At 60.8% G+C, this 15,893-nt stretch carries 15 protein-coding genes; 9 read left to right on the forward strand and 6 right to left on the reverse strand.

The window, feature by feature from the left end; all coding sequences use genetic code 11:
* Positions 1–78: 78 nt before the first annotated feature.
* Positions 79–969, forward strand: a complete 891-nt coding sequence (locus tag B348_RS0110530; protein WP_017736085.1) for a DMT family transporter — start codon at positions 79–81, stop codon at positions 967–969.
* Here the strand turns inward: B348_RS0110530 and B348_RS0110535 are convergent.
* Positions 966–1,532 (reverse strand): YceI family protein, encoded by a 567-nt coding sequence (locus B348_RS0110535; RefSeq protein ID WP_026136710.1) that lies wholly within the window; start codon positions 1,530–1,532, stop codon positions 966–968. The two genes, B348_RS0110530 and B348_RS0110535, sit on opposite strands and share 4 nt — an antisense overlap.
* A gap of 91 nt (positions 1,533–1,623) precedes the next feature.
* Between B348_RS0110535 and B348_RS0110540 the strand changes: the two genes are divergently transcribed.
* Positions 1,624–2,118 (forward strand): PaaI family thioesterase, encoded by a 495-nt coding sequence (locus B348_RS0110540; protein ID WP_026136711.1) that lies wholly within the window; start codon positions 1,624–1,626, stop codon positions 2,116–2,118.
* 44 nt (positions 2,119–2,162) lie between these two features.
* Positions 2,163–3,050 (forward strand): YghX family hydrolase, encoded by an 888-nt coding sequence (gene yghX, locus B348_RS0110545; RefSeq protein ID WP_017736088.1) that lies wholly within the window; start codon positions 2,163–2,165, stop codon positions 3,048–3,050.
* Between the two features lie 155 nt (positions 3,051–3,205).
* Here the strand turns inward: yghX and B348_RS0110550 are convergent, their stop codons facing one another.
* Both B348_RS0110550 and B348_RS0110555 read right to left on the reverse strand, forming a co-directional pair.
* On the reverse strand, positions 3,206–4,390 hold the full coding sequence (locus B348_RS0110550; protein ID WP_026136712.1) for a DUF2252 family protein: 1,185 nt from the start codon (positions 4,388–4,390) through the stop codon (positions 3,206–3,208).
* A 72-nt stretch (positions 4,391–4,462) separates the two neighbouring features.
* On the reverse strand, positions 4,463–5,341 hold the full coding sequence (locus tag B348_RS0110555) for a LysR family transcriptional regulator (RefSeq protein WP_017736090.1): 879 nt from the start codon (positions 5,339–5,341) through the stop codon (positions 4,463–4,465).
* A gap of 127 nt (positions 5,342–5,468) precedes the next feature.
* Here B348_RS0110555 and ampC point away from each other — a divergent pair, with 127 nt between their 5' ends.
* Positions 5,469–6,623: a class C beta-lactamase gene (ampC, locus tag B348_RS0110560; RefSeq protein ID WP_032864804.1), complete on the forward strand. Its 1,155-nt coding sequence runs from the start codon at positions 5,469–5,471 to the stop codon at positions 6,621–6,623.
* Between the two features lie 50 nt (positions 6,624–6,673).
* On the opposite strand, the gene B348_RS0110565 is transcribed toward ampC, so the two are convergent.
* Complete coding sequence (locus tag B348_RS0110565) at positions 6,674–7,621, reverse strand: polyprenyl synthetase family protein (protein WP_017736092.1); 948 nt, start codon at positions 7,619–7,621, stop codon at positions 6,674–6,676.
* Positions 7,622–7,908: 287 nt separating this feature from the next.
* Between B348_RS0110565 and B348_RS01000000129885 the strand changes: the two genes are divergently transcribed.
* The 4 genes from B348_RS01000000129885 (at position 7,909) to B348_RS0110585 (ending at position 12,367) form a co-directional block, all read left to right on the forward strand.
* Positions 7,909–8,898, forward strand: coding sequence for a hypothetical protein (locus B348_RS01000000129885; RefSeq protein WP_017736093.1), 990 nt, complete (start codon positions 7,909–7,911; stop codon positions 8,896–8,898).
* A gap of 124 nt (positions 8,899–9,022) precedes the next feature.
* Entirely contained in the window at positions 9,023–9,919 is an 897-nt protein-coding gene (locus tag B348_RS0110575; RefSeq protein WP_017736094.1) for a dihydrodipicolinate synthase family protein, read from the forward strand.
* A gap of 59 nt (positions 9,920–9,978) precedes the next feature.
* Positions 9,979–11,553, forward strand: coding sequence for an aldehyde dehydrogenase (NADP(+)) (locus B348_RS0110580; RefSeq protein ID WP_026136714.1), 1,575 nt, complete (start codon positions 9,979–9,981; stop codon positions 11,551–11,553).
* Positions 11,554–11,668: 115 nt separating this feature from the next.
* Entirely contained in the window at positions 11,669–12,367 is a 699-nt protein-coding gene (locus B348_RS0110585; RefSeq protein ID WP_017736096.1) for a GntR family transcriptional regulator, read from the forward strand.
* A gap of 49 nt (positions 12,368–12,416) precedes the next feature.
* Here the strand turns inward: B348_RS0110585 and B348_RS0110590 are convergent, their stop codons facing one another.
* The gene (locus B348_RS0110590) at positions 12,417–13,418 is read right to left on the reverse strand and encodes a 4-hydroxyproline epimerase (protein ID WP_026136715.1); all 1,002 of its coding nucleotides are present in this window, start codon (positions 13,416–13,418) and stop codon (positions 12,417–12,419) included.
* 21 nt (positions 13,419–13,439) lie between these two features.
* Positions 13,440–14,684 (reverse strand): FAD-binding oxidoreductase, encoded by a 1,245-nt coding sequence (locus tag B348_RS0110595; protein WP_017736098.1) that lies wholly within the window; start codon positions 14,682–14,684, stop codon positions 13,440–13,442.
* Positions 14,685–15,052: 368 nt separating this feature from the next.
* On the opposite strand from B348_RS0110595, the gene B348_RS0110600 reads away from it, so the two are divergent.
* Positions 15,053–15,883 (forward strand): transporter substrate-binding domain-containing protein, encoded by an 831-nt coding sequence (locus tag B348_RS0110600; protein WP_017736099.1) that lies wholly within the window; start codon positions 15,053–15,055, stop codon positions 15,881–15,883.
* The last annotated feature ends 10 nt before the right edge of the window (positions 15,884–15,893 follow it).

A 15,893-nucleotide genomic window follows, 5' to 3' on the forward strand; every position in this document is an offset into this window, starting at 1 on the left:
CATGACAATTTTTTGATTGTAATAATCTTCAACTCTAGGATGGCCCGCACGCAATCATTCTTTTTCAGGCCACTGCCCATGGAACGCACGTCTTCCCTCAACCCCCTGGACAGCAGCACCCAGGGCTGGATCAACGGCTTTATCGGCGTGGTGATCTTCAGCGGTTCATTGCCGGCCACGCGCTTGGCGGTGATGGAGTTCGACCCGGTGTTCCTGACGATGATCCGCGCCGCCATTGCCGCCGTACTCGGGCTGCTGCTGTTGGCGCTGTTCAAGGAGCAACGCCCCGCGCGCAACCAGTGGCTGCCCTTGGTGATCGTCGCGCTGGGCGTGGTCATCGGCTTCCCCTTGCTCACCGCACTGGCGCTGCAATACGTGACCTCCGCCCACTCCATCGTGTTTATCGGCTTGCTGCCGCTGGCTACGGCGGTGTTCGGCGTGCTGCGTGGCGGCGAGCGCCCGCGCCCGGTGTTCTGGCTGTTTTCGATCCTGGGCAGCGTGCTGGTGATGGGCTACGCGTTTGCCCAAGGCTTGAGCGCCGCGCCGGCGGGTGACGTGCTGATGGTGTTGGCGGTGCTGGTGTGCGGCCTCGGGTATGCCGAAGGCGCCACGTTGTCGCGCAGCCTCGGCGGCTGGCAGGTGATCTGCTGGGCGCTGGTGGTGTCGCTGCCGGTGGTGCTGCCGTTGAGCCTGATCCTCGCCCCTGCAAGCTTAAGAGGCATCAGCCTGCCCGCGTGGCTGAGCCTGGGCTATGTGGCGCTGTTCAGCATGCTGATCGGCTTTGTGTTCTGGTATCGCGGTTTGGCCCAGGGCGGTATCGCGGCGGTTGGCCAGTTGCAATTGCTGCAACCGTTCTTCGGCCTGGCGCTGGCGGCTGGCTTGCTGCACGAGCAGGTCAGCCTGGGCATGCTGCTGGTCACCGTCGCAGTCATTGCTTGCGTGGCCGGCGCGAAGAAATTCGCCCGCTAGCGCTGCGGCGCGACCATCTTGAACTTGATGTGGATGTCATTGGACACCACGCTGTTGCCGGCCCACTCGCCCTCGCCGATCTTGAAATCGGCGCGTTTGAGAATGAACTCTCCGTCGAACACGCCGATGCCACCCTGCTCCTTGAGCACCACATCCACCATCACCGGGCGCGTGATGCCTTTGAGGGTCAGGTTGCCGTTGATCTTGAAGCGATTATCCCCCAGCGCCGTGGCGCCGCTGGATTGGTAGACGCCCTGCGGGTATGCCGTCGTATCGAACCAGGACGGCCGCTGCAATTGATCATTGGCATCAGCGCTGCCGGCATCGATGCTGGCAAGCTGGATCGTGAGCCGCGCATGGGCCGCCTCGGGGTGCTGCGTGTCAAACGCCAGCGTGCCTTCAAACTCGCCGAACGTGCCGTAGATCCGCTGGCCGAACTGCTGGAAGGTGAAGCTGATCTGGCTGGCCGCGCGGTTGACGTCTCGATACTCCACGGCCCGGGCACTGGAAAACCCACCCAGGACCAGCGCCAGCAACACGATTGGGAAAAGTCGAAGGTTCATGCAACGCTCCGCGAGAAGTAAGGCCAACGGGTTCCCATCCTGCCCGTGTGCTGCTAAACAGAGTAGCCCCCCAAAACAATAAGGACATTTCATGCAGGCTGCTTCTCTCCAGGACATGACCGCCCCCGAAGGTATCTGCTACGGCTGCGGCGCCAGCAACCCCCACGGCCTGCACATCAAGAGCCGCTGGGACGCCGACGGCATCCACCTGATCGCCGAACACCTGCCCGACGCCCAGTTCAGCGGCTGGCCGGACCTGGTCTACGGCGGCCTGATCGCCATGTTGGTGGATTGCCACTCCAACTGGACCGCCATGGCCTACCACTACCGCGCCGAGCAGCGCGAACCCGGCAGTCTGCCACGCATCGACTGCGTCACTGGCAACCTGGGCATCAAGTTCATCAAGCCCACGCCCATGGGCGTCACCTTGACCTTGCGCGCGCGGGTCGAGGGCGACGTGGGCCGCAAAAGCCGCGTGGTCTGCGAGGTGTATGCCGGTGACGTGCTGACGGCCGTCGGCGACTCGGTATTCGTGCGCGTAGATACCGGGCAGTTGGCCGCCACCGCCCATGGCCGCGACGGTTAAACCTGGTCTACATTGTCTGCCACCGCTAACCGAGGATTGCACCGATGACTCGTCTCACCGCGAAAGACTTTGCGCCCGAACTGCTGGAGCTCTATGACGGCTACGCCCACGGCAAGATCAACCGCCGAGAATTCCTTGACCGCGCCGCACTGTTTACCTTTGGCGGCCTGACCGCCTCGGCATTGCTGGCGGCCCTGAGCCCCAATTACGCGCTGGCCGAACAGGTGAAATTCACCGACCCGGATATCGTCGCCGACTACATCACCTATCCCTCGCCCAAGGGCAACGGCACCGTACGCGGCTACCTGGTGCGCCCGGCCAAGGCCGCAGGCAAATTGCCCGCCGTGGTGGTCGTCCACGAAAACCGTGGCCTCAACCCCTATATCGAAGACGTCGCCCGACGCCTGGCCAAAGCCGGTTTTATCGCCTTGGCACCGGACGGCCTGACCTCGGTGGGCGGCTACCCCGGCAATGATGAAAAAGGCGTGGCCCTGCAACAGACCGTTGACCCGACCAAGCTGATGAACGACTTTTTCGCCGCCATCGAATGGCTGATGCACCACGACAGCAGCACCGGCAAGGTCGGCATCACCGGTTTCTGCTACGGCGGCGGCGTGACCAATGCGGCGGCGGTGGCCTACCCTGAATTGGGCGCGGCGGTGTCGTTCTATGGGCGCCAGCCCGAGGCCAAGGACGTGCCGCGCATCAAGGCGCCGATCATGCTGCATTTTGGCGAGCTGGATACGCGGATCAATGAAGGCTGGCCGGCGTATGAGGCGGCGTTGAAAGCCGCGGGTACTGCGTATGAGGCGTTTATCTACAAGGGCGCCAATCATGGTTTCCACAATGATTCGACGCCGCGCTATGACGAGGCGGCGGCGAATCTGGCGTGGGAGCGCACGCTGGGGTGGTTCCGCAAATATCTCGCCTAGTGGCGATCCAGTTGTGGTCACTGGCTTTTGTGGGAGCTGGCTTGCCTGCGATGGCGGTGTATCAGTCACCCCCTGATTGACTGACCCACTGCTATCGCAGGCAAGCCAGCTCCCACACAAACTGGGACCGCCAGTTAATCCAAGGTGTTTCCGGGTTAGTGTTCCAGCGCATACCGGCGGCAATGGTTGAGATAGCCCTGCTCATGGCTGCCCACCAGTTGCACCACGCTGGTCCACAGCCAGGACGGCGCGTCCAATTGCTTGGAGCGATTCTCCTGTAGCACGGCCATCCAGTCCTTGCGTGTGTCCCGGTCCATCTGCCGCGCATGGGCGATCCCCACCACGCGGGCCAGGTAACCGGCAGCATGCATCGCGTCAATCTCGCTCAGTTCATCCAGTTCCAGCTTCATGTCCTGGGGCAACAGTTCGCGGATGAAAAAGCCGTGGTCGAGAAACCGCGTCGCCACCATGCGTTCACCCAGGCCGGGTGACAACTGGCGCGCGCCCTCCACCACGCGCCGGCCGTTGTCCCGGGGCATTTTTGCGCGGGCGGCTCGCGGCGCGGCGGCGCCGACGGCCTCCTTGATATCGATCAGGCAATATTCTTCGTCCTCCTTGTCGCCCACCCCCAGCAACACGGCATAGCGCAGCAAGCCCAGGGAACTGCACCCCTTGACCCAGTACGCCGAGTCCAGCAGTTGCACCTTGGCATCCTTGGGCCGGCCCTTGAGGGACGTGACCAGTTGGTGGATTTCGTCCGAGGCACAGACGTCTTCCAGCGCGCTCTTTTCCGCCCGCGACAACGACCAGAAGTGCTTGCCCAACGGAATGGTCGGCCGCGCACTGTCGATACGCTCACGCGCCAGGCTTTTCCACGTGCGCTCCACGGCGCTGCGCATGCCAGCCTTGACCTGGGACGGGCGTGGCGGTGTTTCGTCGGGCTTGTCCTTGAACGCCTGGGCGTAGCCCACCATCATTTCTTCGAGCATGCGCGCGGTGGTCACGCCGGGTAAATCCGAGCCCCGTGCGGCGGTGGCCAGGGACAAGGCCAGGCGCACCAGGTCGTGGGCCGGGTTGCCGATCACGGTCTGGTCAAGGTCGCGGATATGCATGTCGATGCGGCCCTTGTTGTCGCCGGTCGGGCCCAGGTTGCCGGCGTGGCAATCGCCGCAGATCCAGATCGCCGGGCCGTGGGGCAAGCGCCGACCGGGCAGGCTGTGCAGCCATTCATAAAACTGCACGGTGCTGCCACGCACGTAGGCGTGGGCAGAGCGGGCCATTTTCAGGTTACGCAGTTGCGTGAGGTGGGGCATGCGGGCGGAGGGGCGCGGGCTTTTCATGAATGCACTCGGTACGGGGTACGGTAGAGGTTGGCCCGCCGAAAATGTTTCATTTTGTTTCATGAATAAAAATCAGGACGCCCCGGTGGCCGCCATCAGCCACCCCTTGAACGCCGCCATCGCCGGTGTCTCGGCCCGTGACTGCAAGCGGGTCAGCCAATAACTGCCGGTGCTGATGCCCACATCGAATGGCTGGCGGACAGCATCGCTTTGCAGCTGGCGCGAAAACATCAGCGCTGGCGCCAAGGCCACACCCAGGCCCTGCAATGCCGACTCCATCATTGCCAGGGACGAGTCGAACACGATACTGCGCGGCACCAGGGTGTCGGCAGGCAACCCGGCCGCCTGGAACCACAGGCTCCATTCATCGCTCCGGTAGGAGCGCAGCAAGGTGTGCTTGAGCAGGTCGGCGGGCGTGCGCAGTTGCTCGGCAAGGTGCGGCACACACAGTACGGTCAACGGCGCTTCCAACAGTTGGCAGGCATCGGTGCCGTGCCAGGCGCCGGCGCCGAAGCGGATCGCGTAATCCAGGCCTTCGGCGGCCACATCGACACGGTTGTTGTGGGTGGAAAGACGCAGGTCGATAAACGGATAACGCGCGTGGAAGTCCGCAAGGCGCGGCAGCAGCCAGCCCACGGTGAAGGTGCCGACTGCACCCACGGTGAGCACTTCACGGTAGTGCCCGCCTTCGAACTGGCTGAGGGTCTGGGCAATGCGATCAAAAGATTCACGCACCACCGGCAACAGGGTTTCGCCTTCACTGGTCAGCATCAGGCCCCGTGGCAGGCGCTTGAACAACGTGACATTGAGTTGTGCCTCCAGGCTTTTCACCTGATGGCTGACCGCGGCCTGGGTGACGCACAACTCGATGGCGGCACGCGTGAAGCTCAGATGCCGCGCCGAGGCCTCGAATGCACGTAGGGCGTTAAGGGGAAGATGGGAACGAAGCATGCCTTAACCCAAATTTTTCTAATGGCTGTTGCGAAATATGATCGTTTGCCCAAAAACCGCGAACTGCCTACATTGGCGGCGCCTGCGCAGGTTCCATTCAATCGATCATACTCATGGAAGCAACATCATGCCCCAACATGCCTTGTCTGGAGTGCTGAATTTTACTGGTCTTGTGCTATTTCTCGGCGCTGGCCAGTGCCTGGCGGCGAACGACCTGCACGCCGTGGTAGACGCCAGTGTCAAACCGCTGATGCAACAACAGTCTATTCCCGGCCTTGTCATCGGGGTCGTGCAGAACGGCAAGACACAATACTTTAACTACGGCGTCACCGACCAAGACACTCGCCAGCCTGCCAACGAAAACACCCTGTTTGAACTAGGCTCGGTGAGCAAGACCTTTACCGCCACCCTCGCCGGCTACGCGGTTGCCACTGGCAAGCTGAACCTGTCGGCGCCGGCCAGCCAGTACCTGCCAGCGCTGCAGGGCAGCGCGTTCGAGCGCATCAGCGTGCTCCAGCTCGGCACCTACAGCGCGGGCGGTTTGCCCCTGCAATTCCCTGCGGAAGCCGACAATACCCAGCGCATGATCAGTTACTTCCAGCACTGGAAGCCCGCATTTGCCCCCGGGGGCCAGCGCTTGTACTCCAACCCGAGCCTGGGCCTGTTCGGCTACTTGACAGCTCAAAGCCTGAAGCAACCCTTTGACCAGGCGATGGAGAACACCCTGCTGCCAAAACTGGGGCTCCAGCACACGTTCATCAGCGTGCCCAAAGGCCAGATGGGCCTGTACGCCCAGGGCTATGGCAAGGACGGCAAACCGGTGCGCGTCAGCCCTGGCGCCATGGACAGCGAAGCCTACGGCCTCAAGAGCAGCGCCTCAGACCTGCTGCAATATGTTCAAGCCAACCTCGACCCGACACGCCTGGAGCAGCCGTTGCAACAGGCCATCACCCTCACTCATACCGGTTACTACACCGTCGGGGGCATGACCCAAGGCCTGGGCTGGGAAATGTACCCCTACCCCATCGCGCGGGATGCGCTGGTCAATGGCAATTCGACACAAATGGCCATGGAGCCGCACCCGGTCAACTGGCTGACACCTGCACAACCCGCCCATGGAGACATGCTGGTCAACAAGACCGGCTCCACCCGAGGATTTGGCGCCTATGTGGCGTACGTGCCGAGCAAGGGATTGGGCATGGTGATTCTGGCGAACAAAAACTACCCGAATGAAGAACGGGTGAAGCTCGCTCACCTCATCCTGGGGGCGATGGACAAATAGACATGCCCCCTACCCGACTGCTTGCACCCAGGCAGTCGGGCGTTGGCGCCTTACGCGAGCATCCGTTCGTAGTAGTTGTCATCGGCGCCAGGCTGGAAATGGACATCACACACAAACCCTTCAAGCCCCTGGCTGTTGATCCCGCAGTCAAGCTGACGGAGCGTGTCCAGGCGTTGAAGGATGTGTCGGTAGGTGCCCTCCATCAAGGCCAACGCTGCGTCAAAAACGCCGGCCTTGCCCCACGCTCGAATGATTGCGTTTTTTTGCTCGGCCGTTCGCACGCCTTTAACCAGGGATTGATTGGCGAGAATCATCAGAAACGACTTGGGGCCGCCTTCCAGGTCTGTCGCAAAGCCCTTTTTTGCGAAATGCGGAATGTGGTTGATATCGCAGTAATCGTTCACGTAGCGATAATAAACACCCAACTCGTACAACAGCGCTTCAAGTCCAGCGTGCACCCCGTCATCCAACGGTCGCAAACGCTGGCAGGCGTCGAGTAAAAAAACAAAAAAGCAGCCTGTATTGGCCTGCGCGACAAACCCGTATTCTTCCAGGCTGGGCAACACAGCACCCTCGCTGATCTGCGTATCGAGGTACTGACCGATGTGCAAGGACTCCAGGCATTTCAAACCGGCACGCAACACACCCAGGTCATTCAATTCGGTAAGAGCGCGCAGCCCCTCGAGATAACCGTACATGCCTGAAACCAACGCCACAGAGGCGCCGTAGCGCTTCCATACCGCCGGGACACCACGACGCAGACAATCGCCGTCCAGCAGGTCGTCATGGATCAGCGACGCAACATTCATGCGCTCCACGGCATTGCACAGCACCTGAGCCTGGTGTGCGGGCAGACGGTAGAGCGCCGATAGCGCCCAAGCGAGCTCCGTTCGAACCTGTTTGCCACGTACGTGTGCTTGATAGGCAAACGGTTCGATCCATTGGGCCTGGGCACTGGCATACCGCATCGGGTCAATGCCGGGAAAGGAGGTGTTCATTAAAGTGGCCTCTTGGGCGACACAACAAAGCGCTTCCCTACCCGTGCACCTGCGCGCAAAAGACCCTTCCACAGCAGCGGCCACCCCTTCACACCGGAACATCCTGTTCACTATCAAGCTAGCCCGCAGCTAAAACCGGATTAGATTTTTTATTTTTTGGAGCCCCCTCACGCAATCACGAAACAATATAAATAGCCGCCCACAGCCAAAGGCAGTTTTGGCTATAAGACATACGTCAGGCCTTCAATACTTAGCCTCTCTCCGCCCCCACCTGCCAGGAGCCTGAGATGCACAGCGTATGGCAACAACCCGAGACGTTTCCCCTGAGCCCGTACACCGACCAAGCGCAACACCATACCCGCCAGTGGCTGCAAAACATGGGGCTGCAAGCCACACCGCATGCGGCCCATCAGATGGACATCTACCTTCCAGGCACCTATGCCGGCTATCTGTGGTGTGATGCCCCGCTGGACATACTGCTGATTCTCTCCGACCTGCTGGGCTGGTTCAGTTGCCAGGACGACTTCGCGGACGAAGACTGCACCGACCCCAACGCCATGGAGCGACTTTTGCGCGAGGTCTACGCCTGCGCGTTTACCTCCGATAGCCGCAGCCGTGAACCCCTCGCACGCGGGCTCGCGGATATTGTCCGGCGCGCCGCACGCCTGATGCCACCGCAGTGGAAACAACGCCTCGCGGAACAATATGCGACCTACCTGTTGCCTTGCTGCACGGCGCTGATGCATCGCCTCCATCACACCCAGCCGGCCCTGGACGGCTACGAGTGCCTGTGGCGAAACGCTGGCGGTTTTCAGGTCTGCACGGAGTTCAATTACCTGGTGCACGACATTCACTTGGCCTCATCCGCTTACTACAGCGGTCCCTGGCAAGAGCTGCGCAATCTGGCGTTGAATTTGTGCAAGGCCGTCAATGACCTGCTGTCATTCCCCATCATGGAAAACCCCGACGACGATAGCTACAACTTGTTGACCCACCTGAGGCACCACCAAGGTTATGCCAGCGAACGCGCAGCCGAGGAAGTGATGCTGCGCATTGAACAGTGGGCCGAACGCTTTACCCACGCCCAGCAACACTTGCCAGTGCGCCTTGCCGAACTCGGCTATGACGAGCGCACCCAGGAGCAAATGCGGGTATGCGCCCAGGCGCTGCATCAGCAGTGGCGCGGCAACATTGCCTGGCACCTTGTGGCGCCGCGCTATGGGCAAAATCGCTCACCCCTCGCGCCTTCGCCCTCCCTGCCCCCCTTTCGCTACTAGGCAGGCAGAGAATTCTTTTGCCATAAAAAGACCAAGATCGGGATGGACAGCAAAATTTCTGGATTGTAGATTGGATACAGTTGACACATCATGCCAACTCCCAACAACAAGAAAGGTACCCAAAATGGCAATCTGGAAAGGTGTTTTCCCAGCAGTCACCACCAAGCTGACCCCTGACGGCGAAGTCGATCTGATGGCAACCCGAGCCAGCATCGAACGCCTGATCGCCGGCGGTGTTTCCGGCATCATCGTCCTGCCGATGCTGGGCGAAAACGCGTCAATGAACCTGCAGGAGCGTGAGTCGGTGATTCGCGCGGCGGTCGAAGTGGCCGCCGGCCGGGTCCCCGTGCTATCGGGCCTGGCCGAAATCACCCTGCACACCGCGAAGAAACACGCGGCCCTGTACAAGAGCTTTGGTGCACAAGGGCTGATGGTCTTCCCCAGCCTCGGCTACAAGACCGACCACCGCGAAACGGTCGAATGGTACAAGGGCATCGCCAGTGCAACCGACCTGCCGATCATGATCTACAACAACCCCATCGCGTACGGCGTGGACTGCACGCCGGCGATCCTGGCAGACCTGATGGATACCCCGCAAATCGTGTGCGTCAAGGAGGAGACCGGTGATATCCGCCGCGTCACCGACATGTATGTCGCGTTCGGCAATCGCTTCAGCATCTTCTGTGGAGTCGATGACCTGATCGTCGAAAGCAGCGCACTGGGTGTCACCGGCTGGGTGTCCGGGATGACCAACGTGTGGCCGGTAGAGTGCGTGAAACTGTTCAACCTCTGTGCCGAGCAACGTTTTGACGAAGCCCGCAAGCTGTACCACATCCTCACGCCCTCCTTTCACCTGGATGTGCACGTCAAGCTGGTGCAGTACATCAAGCTGGCCGAGCACCTGGTATACGGCGCACCCGAGTGGACACGCGCGCCGCGCCTGGCCCTGGTAGGCCGGGAGCGCGAGTACGTCATCAACACCGTGCAAAAAGCCATCGACACCCTGGCTGCACACGGCTGATACAACGCGGGCCTCGCACCTGTGCACGGGCCCGCCCCCTCCATGAAGTGAGAACCACCATGTCTATTACAGGTCATCTGCTCATCGGCCAGTCGAGGGTTCCCGGTAAAAACGGGCAATTGCGGGCTATCAATGCCGCGACCGGCGAAGCCCTTGCCCCCGTATTCGGCGGCGCCAGCCTGGACGACCTTGAGGCCGCCTGCGCCTTGGCCGATGCCGCTTTCGACCGTTACCGCGAAACCGCACCAGAGGGCCGCGCAGTCTTTCTGGAAACCATTGCCAGCCACATCCTGGCGTTGGGCGATGCATTGATCGAGCGCTGCATGGCCGAAACCGGCCTGCCTCGCGGACGCATCGAAAGCGAGCGCACACGCACAGTCGGCCAACTTGCGCTATTCGCATCGGTTGTTCGCGAGGGCGACTTCTTCGAAGCACGTATTGACCCGGCAATCCCTTCCCGCACACCACAAGCCCGCGCGGATATTCGAATGCGCAACATTGCCATCGGCCCGGTGGCGGTATTTGGCGCCTCCAACTTTCCCCTGGCCTTTTCGGTCGCCGGTGGCGATACCGCCTCCGCACTCGCGGCCGGTTGCCCGGTCATCGTGAAAGCCCATTCTGCCCATCCGGGCACGTCCGAGTTGGTGGGGCGGGCAATTCAACAAGCCGTCCGTGACTGCAACTTGCCGGAGGGGGTGTTTTCCCTGTTGTTCGACTCCCAGCACACGATCAGCCAGGCGCTTGTCGCCGATCACCGCGTCAAGGCTGTTGGCTTCACCGGTTCGCAACGGGCTGGCGTAACGCTGATGGGTATCGCAGCCGCACGCCAGGAACCTATTCCAGTCTATGCAGAAATGAGCGCGATCAACCCCGTCATCCTGCTGCCCCATGCACTGGCCGAACGAAGCCCCCAGATTGCCACTGCTTTTACAGCGTCCCTGACCTTGGGCGCCGGCCAGTTCTGTACAAACCCGGGATTGATCCTGGCCATTGACGGCCCCGAACTGGCGGCCTTTGAGCGCGCCGCCATCGACGCCCTGGCCCTGTGCCCCGCAGCGACCATGCTGACGCGCCAGATCTACGAAAGTTATTGCGCTGGCGTCGAAAAGCTCCGCGCGCAGCCCTCTGCCGTACTGCTTGGCCGAGGCAAACCGGGCACTGGCGCTCAAGGGCAACCCGCTTTGTTTGCGACGAGCGCCGCTGCATTCCTCGCCCAACCACCGTTGCACGATGAGGTATTCGGTGCCTCATCGTTGATTGTCCGCTGCCCCGATGCAGCCACCGTGCTCCGCGTGCTCAACGCGCTGGGTGGCCAATTGACGATTGCCGTGCACGCCCACGCGAACGACTACCCCGCACTGGCCGCACTGCTGCCCAGCCTGGAGAAAAAGGCTGGGCGTGTGCTGTTGAATGGTTTTGGTACAGGCGTGGAGGTCTGTCATGCGATGGTCCATGGTGGCCCCTTCCCAGCCACCTCCGACGCGCGTACCACCTCGGTGGGCAGCCGGGCAATTCAGCGCTTTCTGCGGCCCGTGTGCTACCAGGATTTCCCCCAGGCATTACTACCCCCCGTGCTTCAGGACCGGAATCCATTCGGTATTGGCCAGCGGACGGGAGCAATGGTTGCAGGCTGATGCTGAAATGTTTCGCTCTCACCTATTGGAAGCGTCCTACACTCCTTTGCCTGAGGTATGATCGCCCAAGGAGGATCTCAGATCCTGGATCCATTCACCTGCCAGTAGTTGAAGAATGTCAAAAAAAGAACCCTCGCCCAACCTGCGCATCAAACGTCAAAGCTTGCCTGAAACCCTTGCGGAATCACTGCGCGAGCGGATTCTCAACGGTGAATTCAAAGAAGGTGAATCACTGATCCAGGAGACGATTGCGACCGAGTACGGTGTCAGCCGCATGCCCGTGCGTGAAGCGTTCAAGGAGCTGGAGGCCTCCGGCCTCATCACCACCCAGATCCACAAGGGCTCGGTGGTGAAGTCCATCCCACCGGAGCAGATCGAGGAGCTGTTCGACCTGCGCGCACTGCTGGAGTCCGAGTTGCTGGAGCGCTCGCTGCCGAACATGACAGACGCGCATTTTGCTGCCACCAAACAGCTGCTGCCTCAGCTTGAAGCAGCCTATGTCAACGATGACATCGCGCAATGGGGCAAGCTCAACTGGCTATTCCACGAGAGCCTTTACGCAGCGGCCGATCGTGTCCAGACCTTGGCGATCGTTCAAGGCATCAACGTCCAGACAGATCGCTATATCCGCTTGCAACTACTGCTGACCGCCGGCAAAAAAGAAGCCGAAGTCGATCACCGTGAATTGCTCAGGTTGTGCGAAAAAGGTGACGCCAAGAAAGCCGTTCAGTTCCTGCGCAAGCATATTCAACGGGCGGGCGCCGACCTGGTTACGCTGCTCAAGAAAAAGCGCGAGAAAGAAACTCGGGCCTGAACCCCGGGGCGCCTCACCTTCGACCACAAAGCCTTTGCAGTCGAACGGATCACACCAGTTGAAACCCATGCGCCAACGGGTCACGGTCATCCACAAACAGCGTGTTATGACCCGTGACTCGGGCCCAGCCAGCAACACTTGGCAGGATACCGGCAAAGGCACCGACCTCCTTTGCCGACTCGACCCGACAATCAAACATCGTACCGATGATACTTTCGTGAACAAATGCATCGCCTACCTTCAAGCGCTTTTTGGCCACCAGTTGTGCCATGCGTGCAGAGGAGCCGGTGCCGCATGGCGAACGGTCAATGGCCTTGTCGCCATAAAACACCGCGTTGCGTGCATCGGCGCGAGCGTTCCTGGGCTTGTCACACCACATCACATGGCTGACGCCCTGGATATGCGTGTCCAGCGGGTGCACCGGCGCCAACAGGGCCTGAGCGGCCTGGCGGACCAAGGGACTCAAGCGCACGATCTCGCTGACAGCCATTGAGTCCAAGCCAGCCCAGCCCGCTTGCGGCTCAATGATCACGTAGAAGTTCCCACCGTAGGCCAGGTCGATCGTCAACGTGCCCAGGCCCGGTATGTCGAGCTGCACATCGGCGGCGTGGAGGTAGCTGGCAACGTTGTAGAGGCGGACCTGCTCTACATGTGCGCCATTTCTTACATAGTCGATGGCAACACGCCCTGCCGGCGCTTCGATTGCCAGCGTGCCCTCGATTCGAGGCGTCACCAGGCCAGCCTCCAACGCAGCCGTTACCGTGCCGATGGTGCCGTGACCACACATGGGCAGGCACCCACTGACCTCGATGAACAGCACGCCGATGTCACAATCTTCACGGGATGACGGATAGAGAATGCTGCCTGACATCACATCATGGCCCCGGGGTTCGAACATCAGCGCCTGACGAACCCAATCATGCTCACGCTTAAATATCTGGCGCTTTTCAGCCATCGAAACATTGGGCAATAGAGGCGCGCCGGCGGTTACCACGCGTACCGGATTGCCACAGGTATGCGCATCAATGCAGAAGAACGTATGACGTGACATGAAAATCCCCTTCTTGGCGGTTTAGTTGAAGCGGCTGATTGCATAGGGTGCGAGATCGATTTGCGGCGGCTTGCCCAGGGCAATATCGCTGACCAGGCGCCCGGTGGTTGCGCCCTGCGTCAGGCCGAGGTGGCCATGGCCAAATGCATAAATGACTGCCGGGTTGCGCGGCGACGCCCCGATCACCGGCAGGCTGTCGGGGGTTGCCGGACGATGTCCCGCCCAATACGTACCGCCCTCTGCCCGTAAACCGGGCAGATAGTGAGCGGCCAACCGCACCAGCGCGCGGGAACGCTGGAAATTCGCCGGCGCATTCAGCCCGCCGAACTCGGCGGCGCCACCAATCCTCAAGCCACAGCTCAACGGCGTGGCGACAAAGTGGCGCTCTGCAAAGATGACCTCACGGGACAACACAACGCCCGGGGCTGCGATGGTGGTGTTGTATCCGCGTTCGCTTTCCAGCAACACCTTGTCGCCGACGTCGCGGGCCAACTGCCCAGACCATGCGCCGGCAGCCACTACCACGCTGTCGGCCAGCACCCGCTGGCCATCGTGTAGCCCTACCGATACAGCAGCGTCCAAGACGCCCGGCCCGATACTGCACGCCTCGCCGACCCGGATACAAAGTCCTCGGCCGACCAGTGACTGGCGCAACGCATCCACGAGCTTCCTGGGATCGCGCACATGGGACCACTGGGGCGTAAACACCCCTCGGGCGATGGACGGGCCGAGTGCCGGTTCGATTTCCCGCGCTTCGTCGCCACTCAAGTCAAGCACCTCCACACCATAGGCACGCTTGAGCGCCCACTGCGCCGCCTCGCTTTCGAACGCCTTCGCGTTCTCGTAAACCGTCAAGGCGCCCAGTTGCTGCAGCTCTCCAAGCAGACCATTTTCGGCGAGGAGCGGCAGGAGGTCGGTGTAAACCCGCGTATTCAGGGCTGCCAGTGCCGCGGCGATGCGCCTGACTTCTGCTGGCCGGCCCGCGCTGGAAAACCGCAGCAGCCAAGTGATCAGGCTGGGGGCATGAGTGGCCCGTATCGCCAAGGGCCCCAGCGGGTCCAGCAACCAGCCTGGCACCTTCCACAACAACCCCGGCACCGAGGCGGGCACCACCTCCGTGACGGCAATGCCGCCAGCATTGCCAAACGAGGCCTTGTCACCTTCAGGGTCGCGATCAATCACGGTAACGCGCACCCCCTCCTTGAGCAGATGGTGCGCCGTTGACAGCCCCACGATGCCGGCACCAATGACGATTACGTGCTTCATGACCCACACCTTTCCCGGATAAAAAAGAACTGCCCTGCAAGGCCGCCACAGCTGACCCAGCGAGCCATTCGACCCAGAGAAGATTGGATACAGTAAACACTTCCTGTCAATCCCTTGCTTCAGATCGGTCAATTCCTGTCACACTTCAACACCAGCAACATCTTTCAAACAAAACATAGATATTTGTTTTTTATAGTTATTTATACGATACAACGGAATTTTCTCGCTCAACCACACAAAAAAACATCTCTCTCCCTCTTCTTCCGAGATTAAACATTTGATAGATTTTTTACCAACAGTCGATTGGATACAACCTACAAACGTTCAAACCCTAAAAACAACAATACCCACCACAACAGGGCTCTCCCATGAACATTTCACGCCACGTCAGCAGCACCCTCTTGCTCGCCCTCGCAGCCACCGCGCCGATGGTTTCAACCGCGGCCGACTCGACCCTGGACCAGGTCATTGCGGCAAAAACCCTTCGCTGTGGCGTACAGCTCGACTATCCACCTGCCGGCTTTCGCAATTCGGCCAACGAGCCGGATGGCTACGACGTCCAGTACTGCAAGGACATGGCCAAAGCCCTTGGCGTCAAACCGGTGATTGTCGAAACACCCTCCTCCGAACGCATTCCGGCGCTGGTGTCCAATCGCATCGACGTGCTGATCGCCTCCGCCTCGATCTCGCCCCAGCGCGCGATGAGCGTGAGTTTTTCCCAGCCCTACGTGAACTACACCAACGTCGTTCTAGCCCGCAAAGACACTGGCATTGAAAGCTTCAACGACCTGAAAGGCCGCCACATCGGCGGTGTCACCGGCACCACCACCGAGCAGGAGTTGCAGGTGCTGCGCACCGGCTGGAATGACGCCAATGGCAGCTACACCGGGTTCGGCAGCGAAGCGGAAAGCTACCTGGCCCTGGTCCAGGGAAAAATAGACGGGCTGATCATCGGCAACGCATCGGCCGCCGCGCTGGTCCAGAGCGGCCAGTTCCCGACGCTCGCGATCAAGGGTGTTGCACCCACGCCGCCCGACCTGTGCGGCATCGCCGTAAAAAAATCAGACACCCAGATGCTCAACTGGGTAAAGACGTTCGTCTGGGCCCAGGTGAAAAACGGGCGTTACACGCAGCTCTATGCGCAGTACTTCGGTGACGGCCAAGCGCCTTCGCTTGCGGTTGCAGGCGTGGACTACTAACCCCATTCCT

It is taken from the genome of Pseudomonas sp. CBZ-4, from assembly GCF_000346755.1.
Classification (GTDB): domain Bacteria; phylum Pseudomonadota; class Gammaproteobacteria; order Pseudomonadales; family Pseudomonadaceae; genus Aquipseudomonas.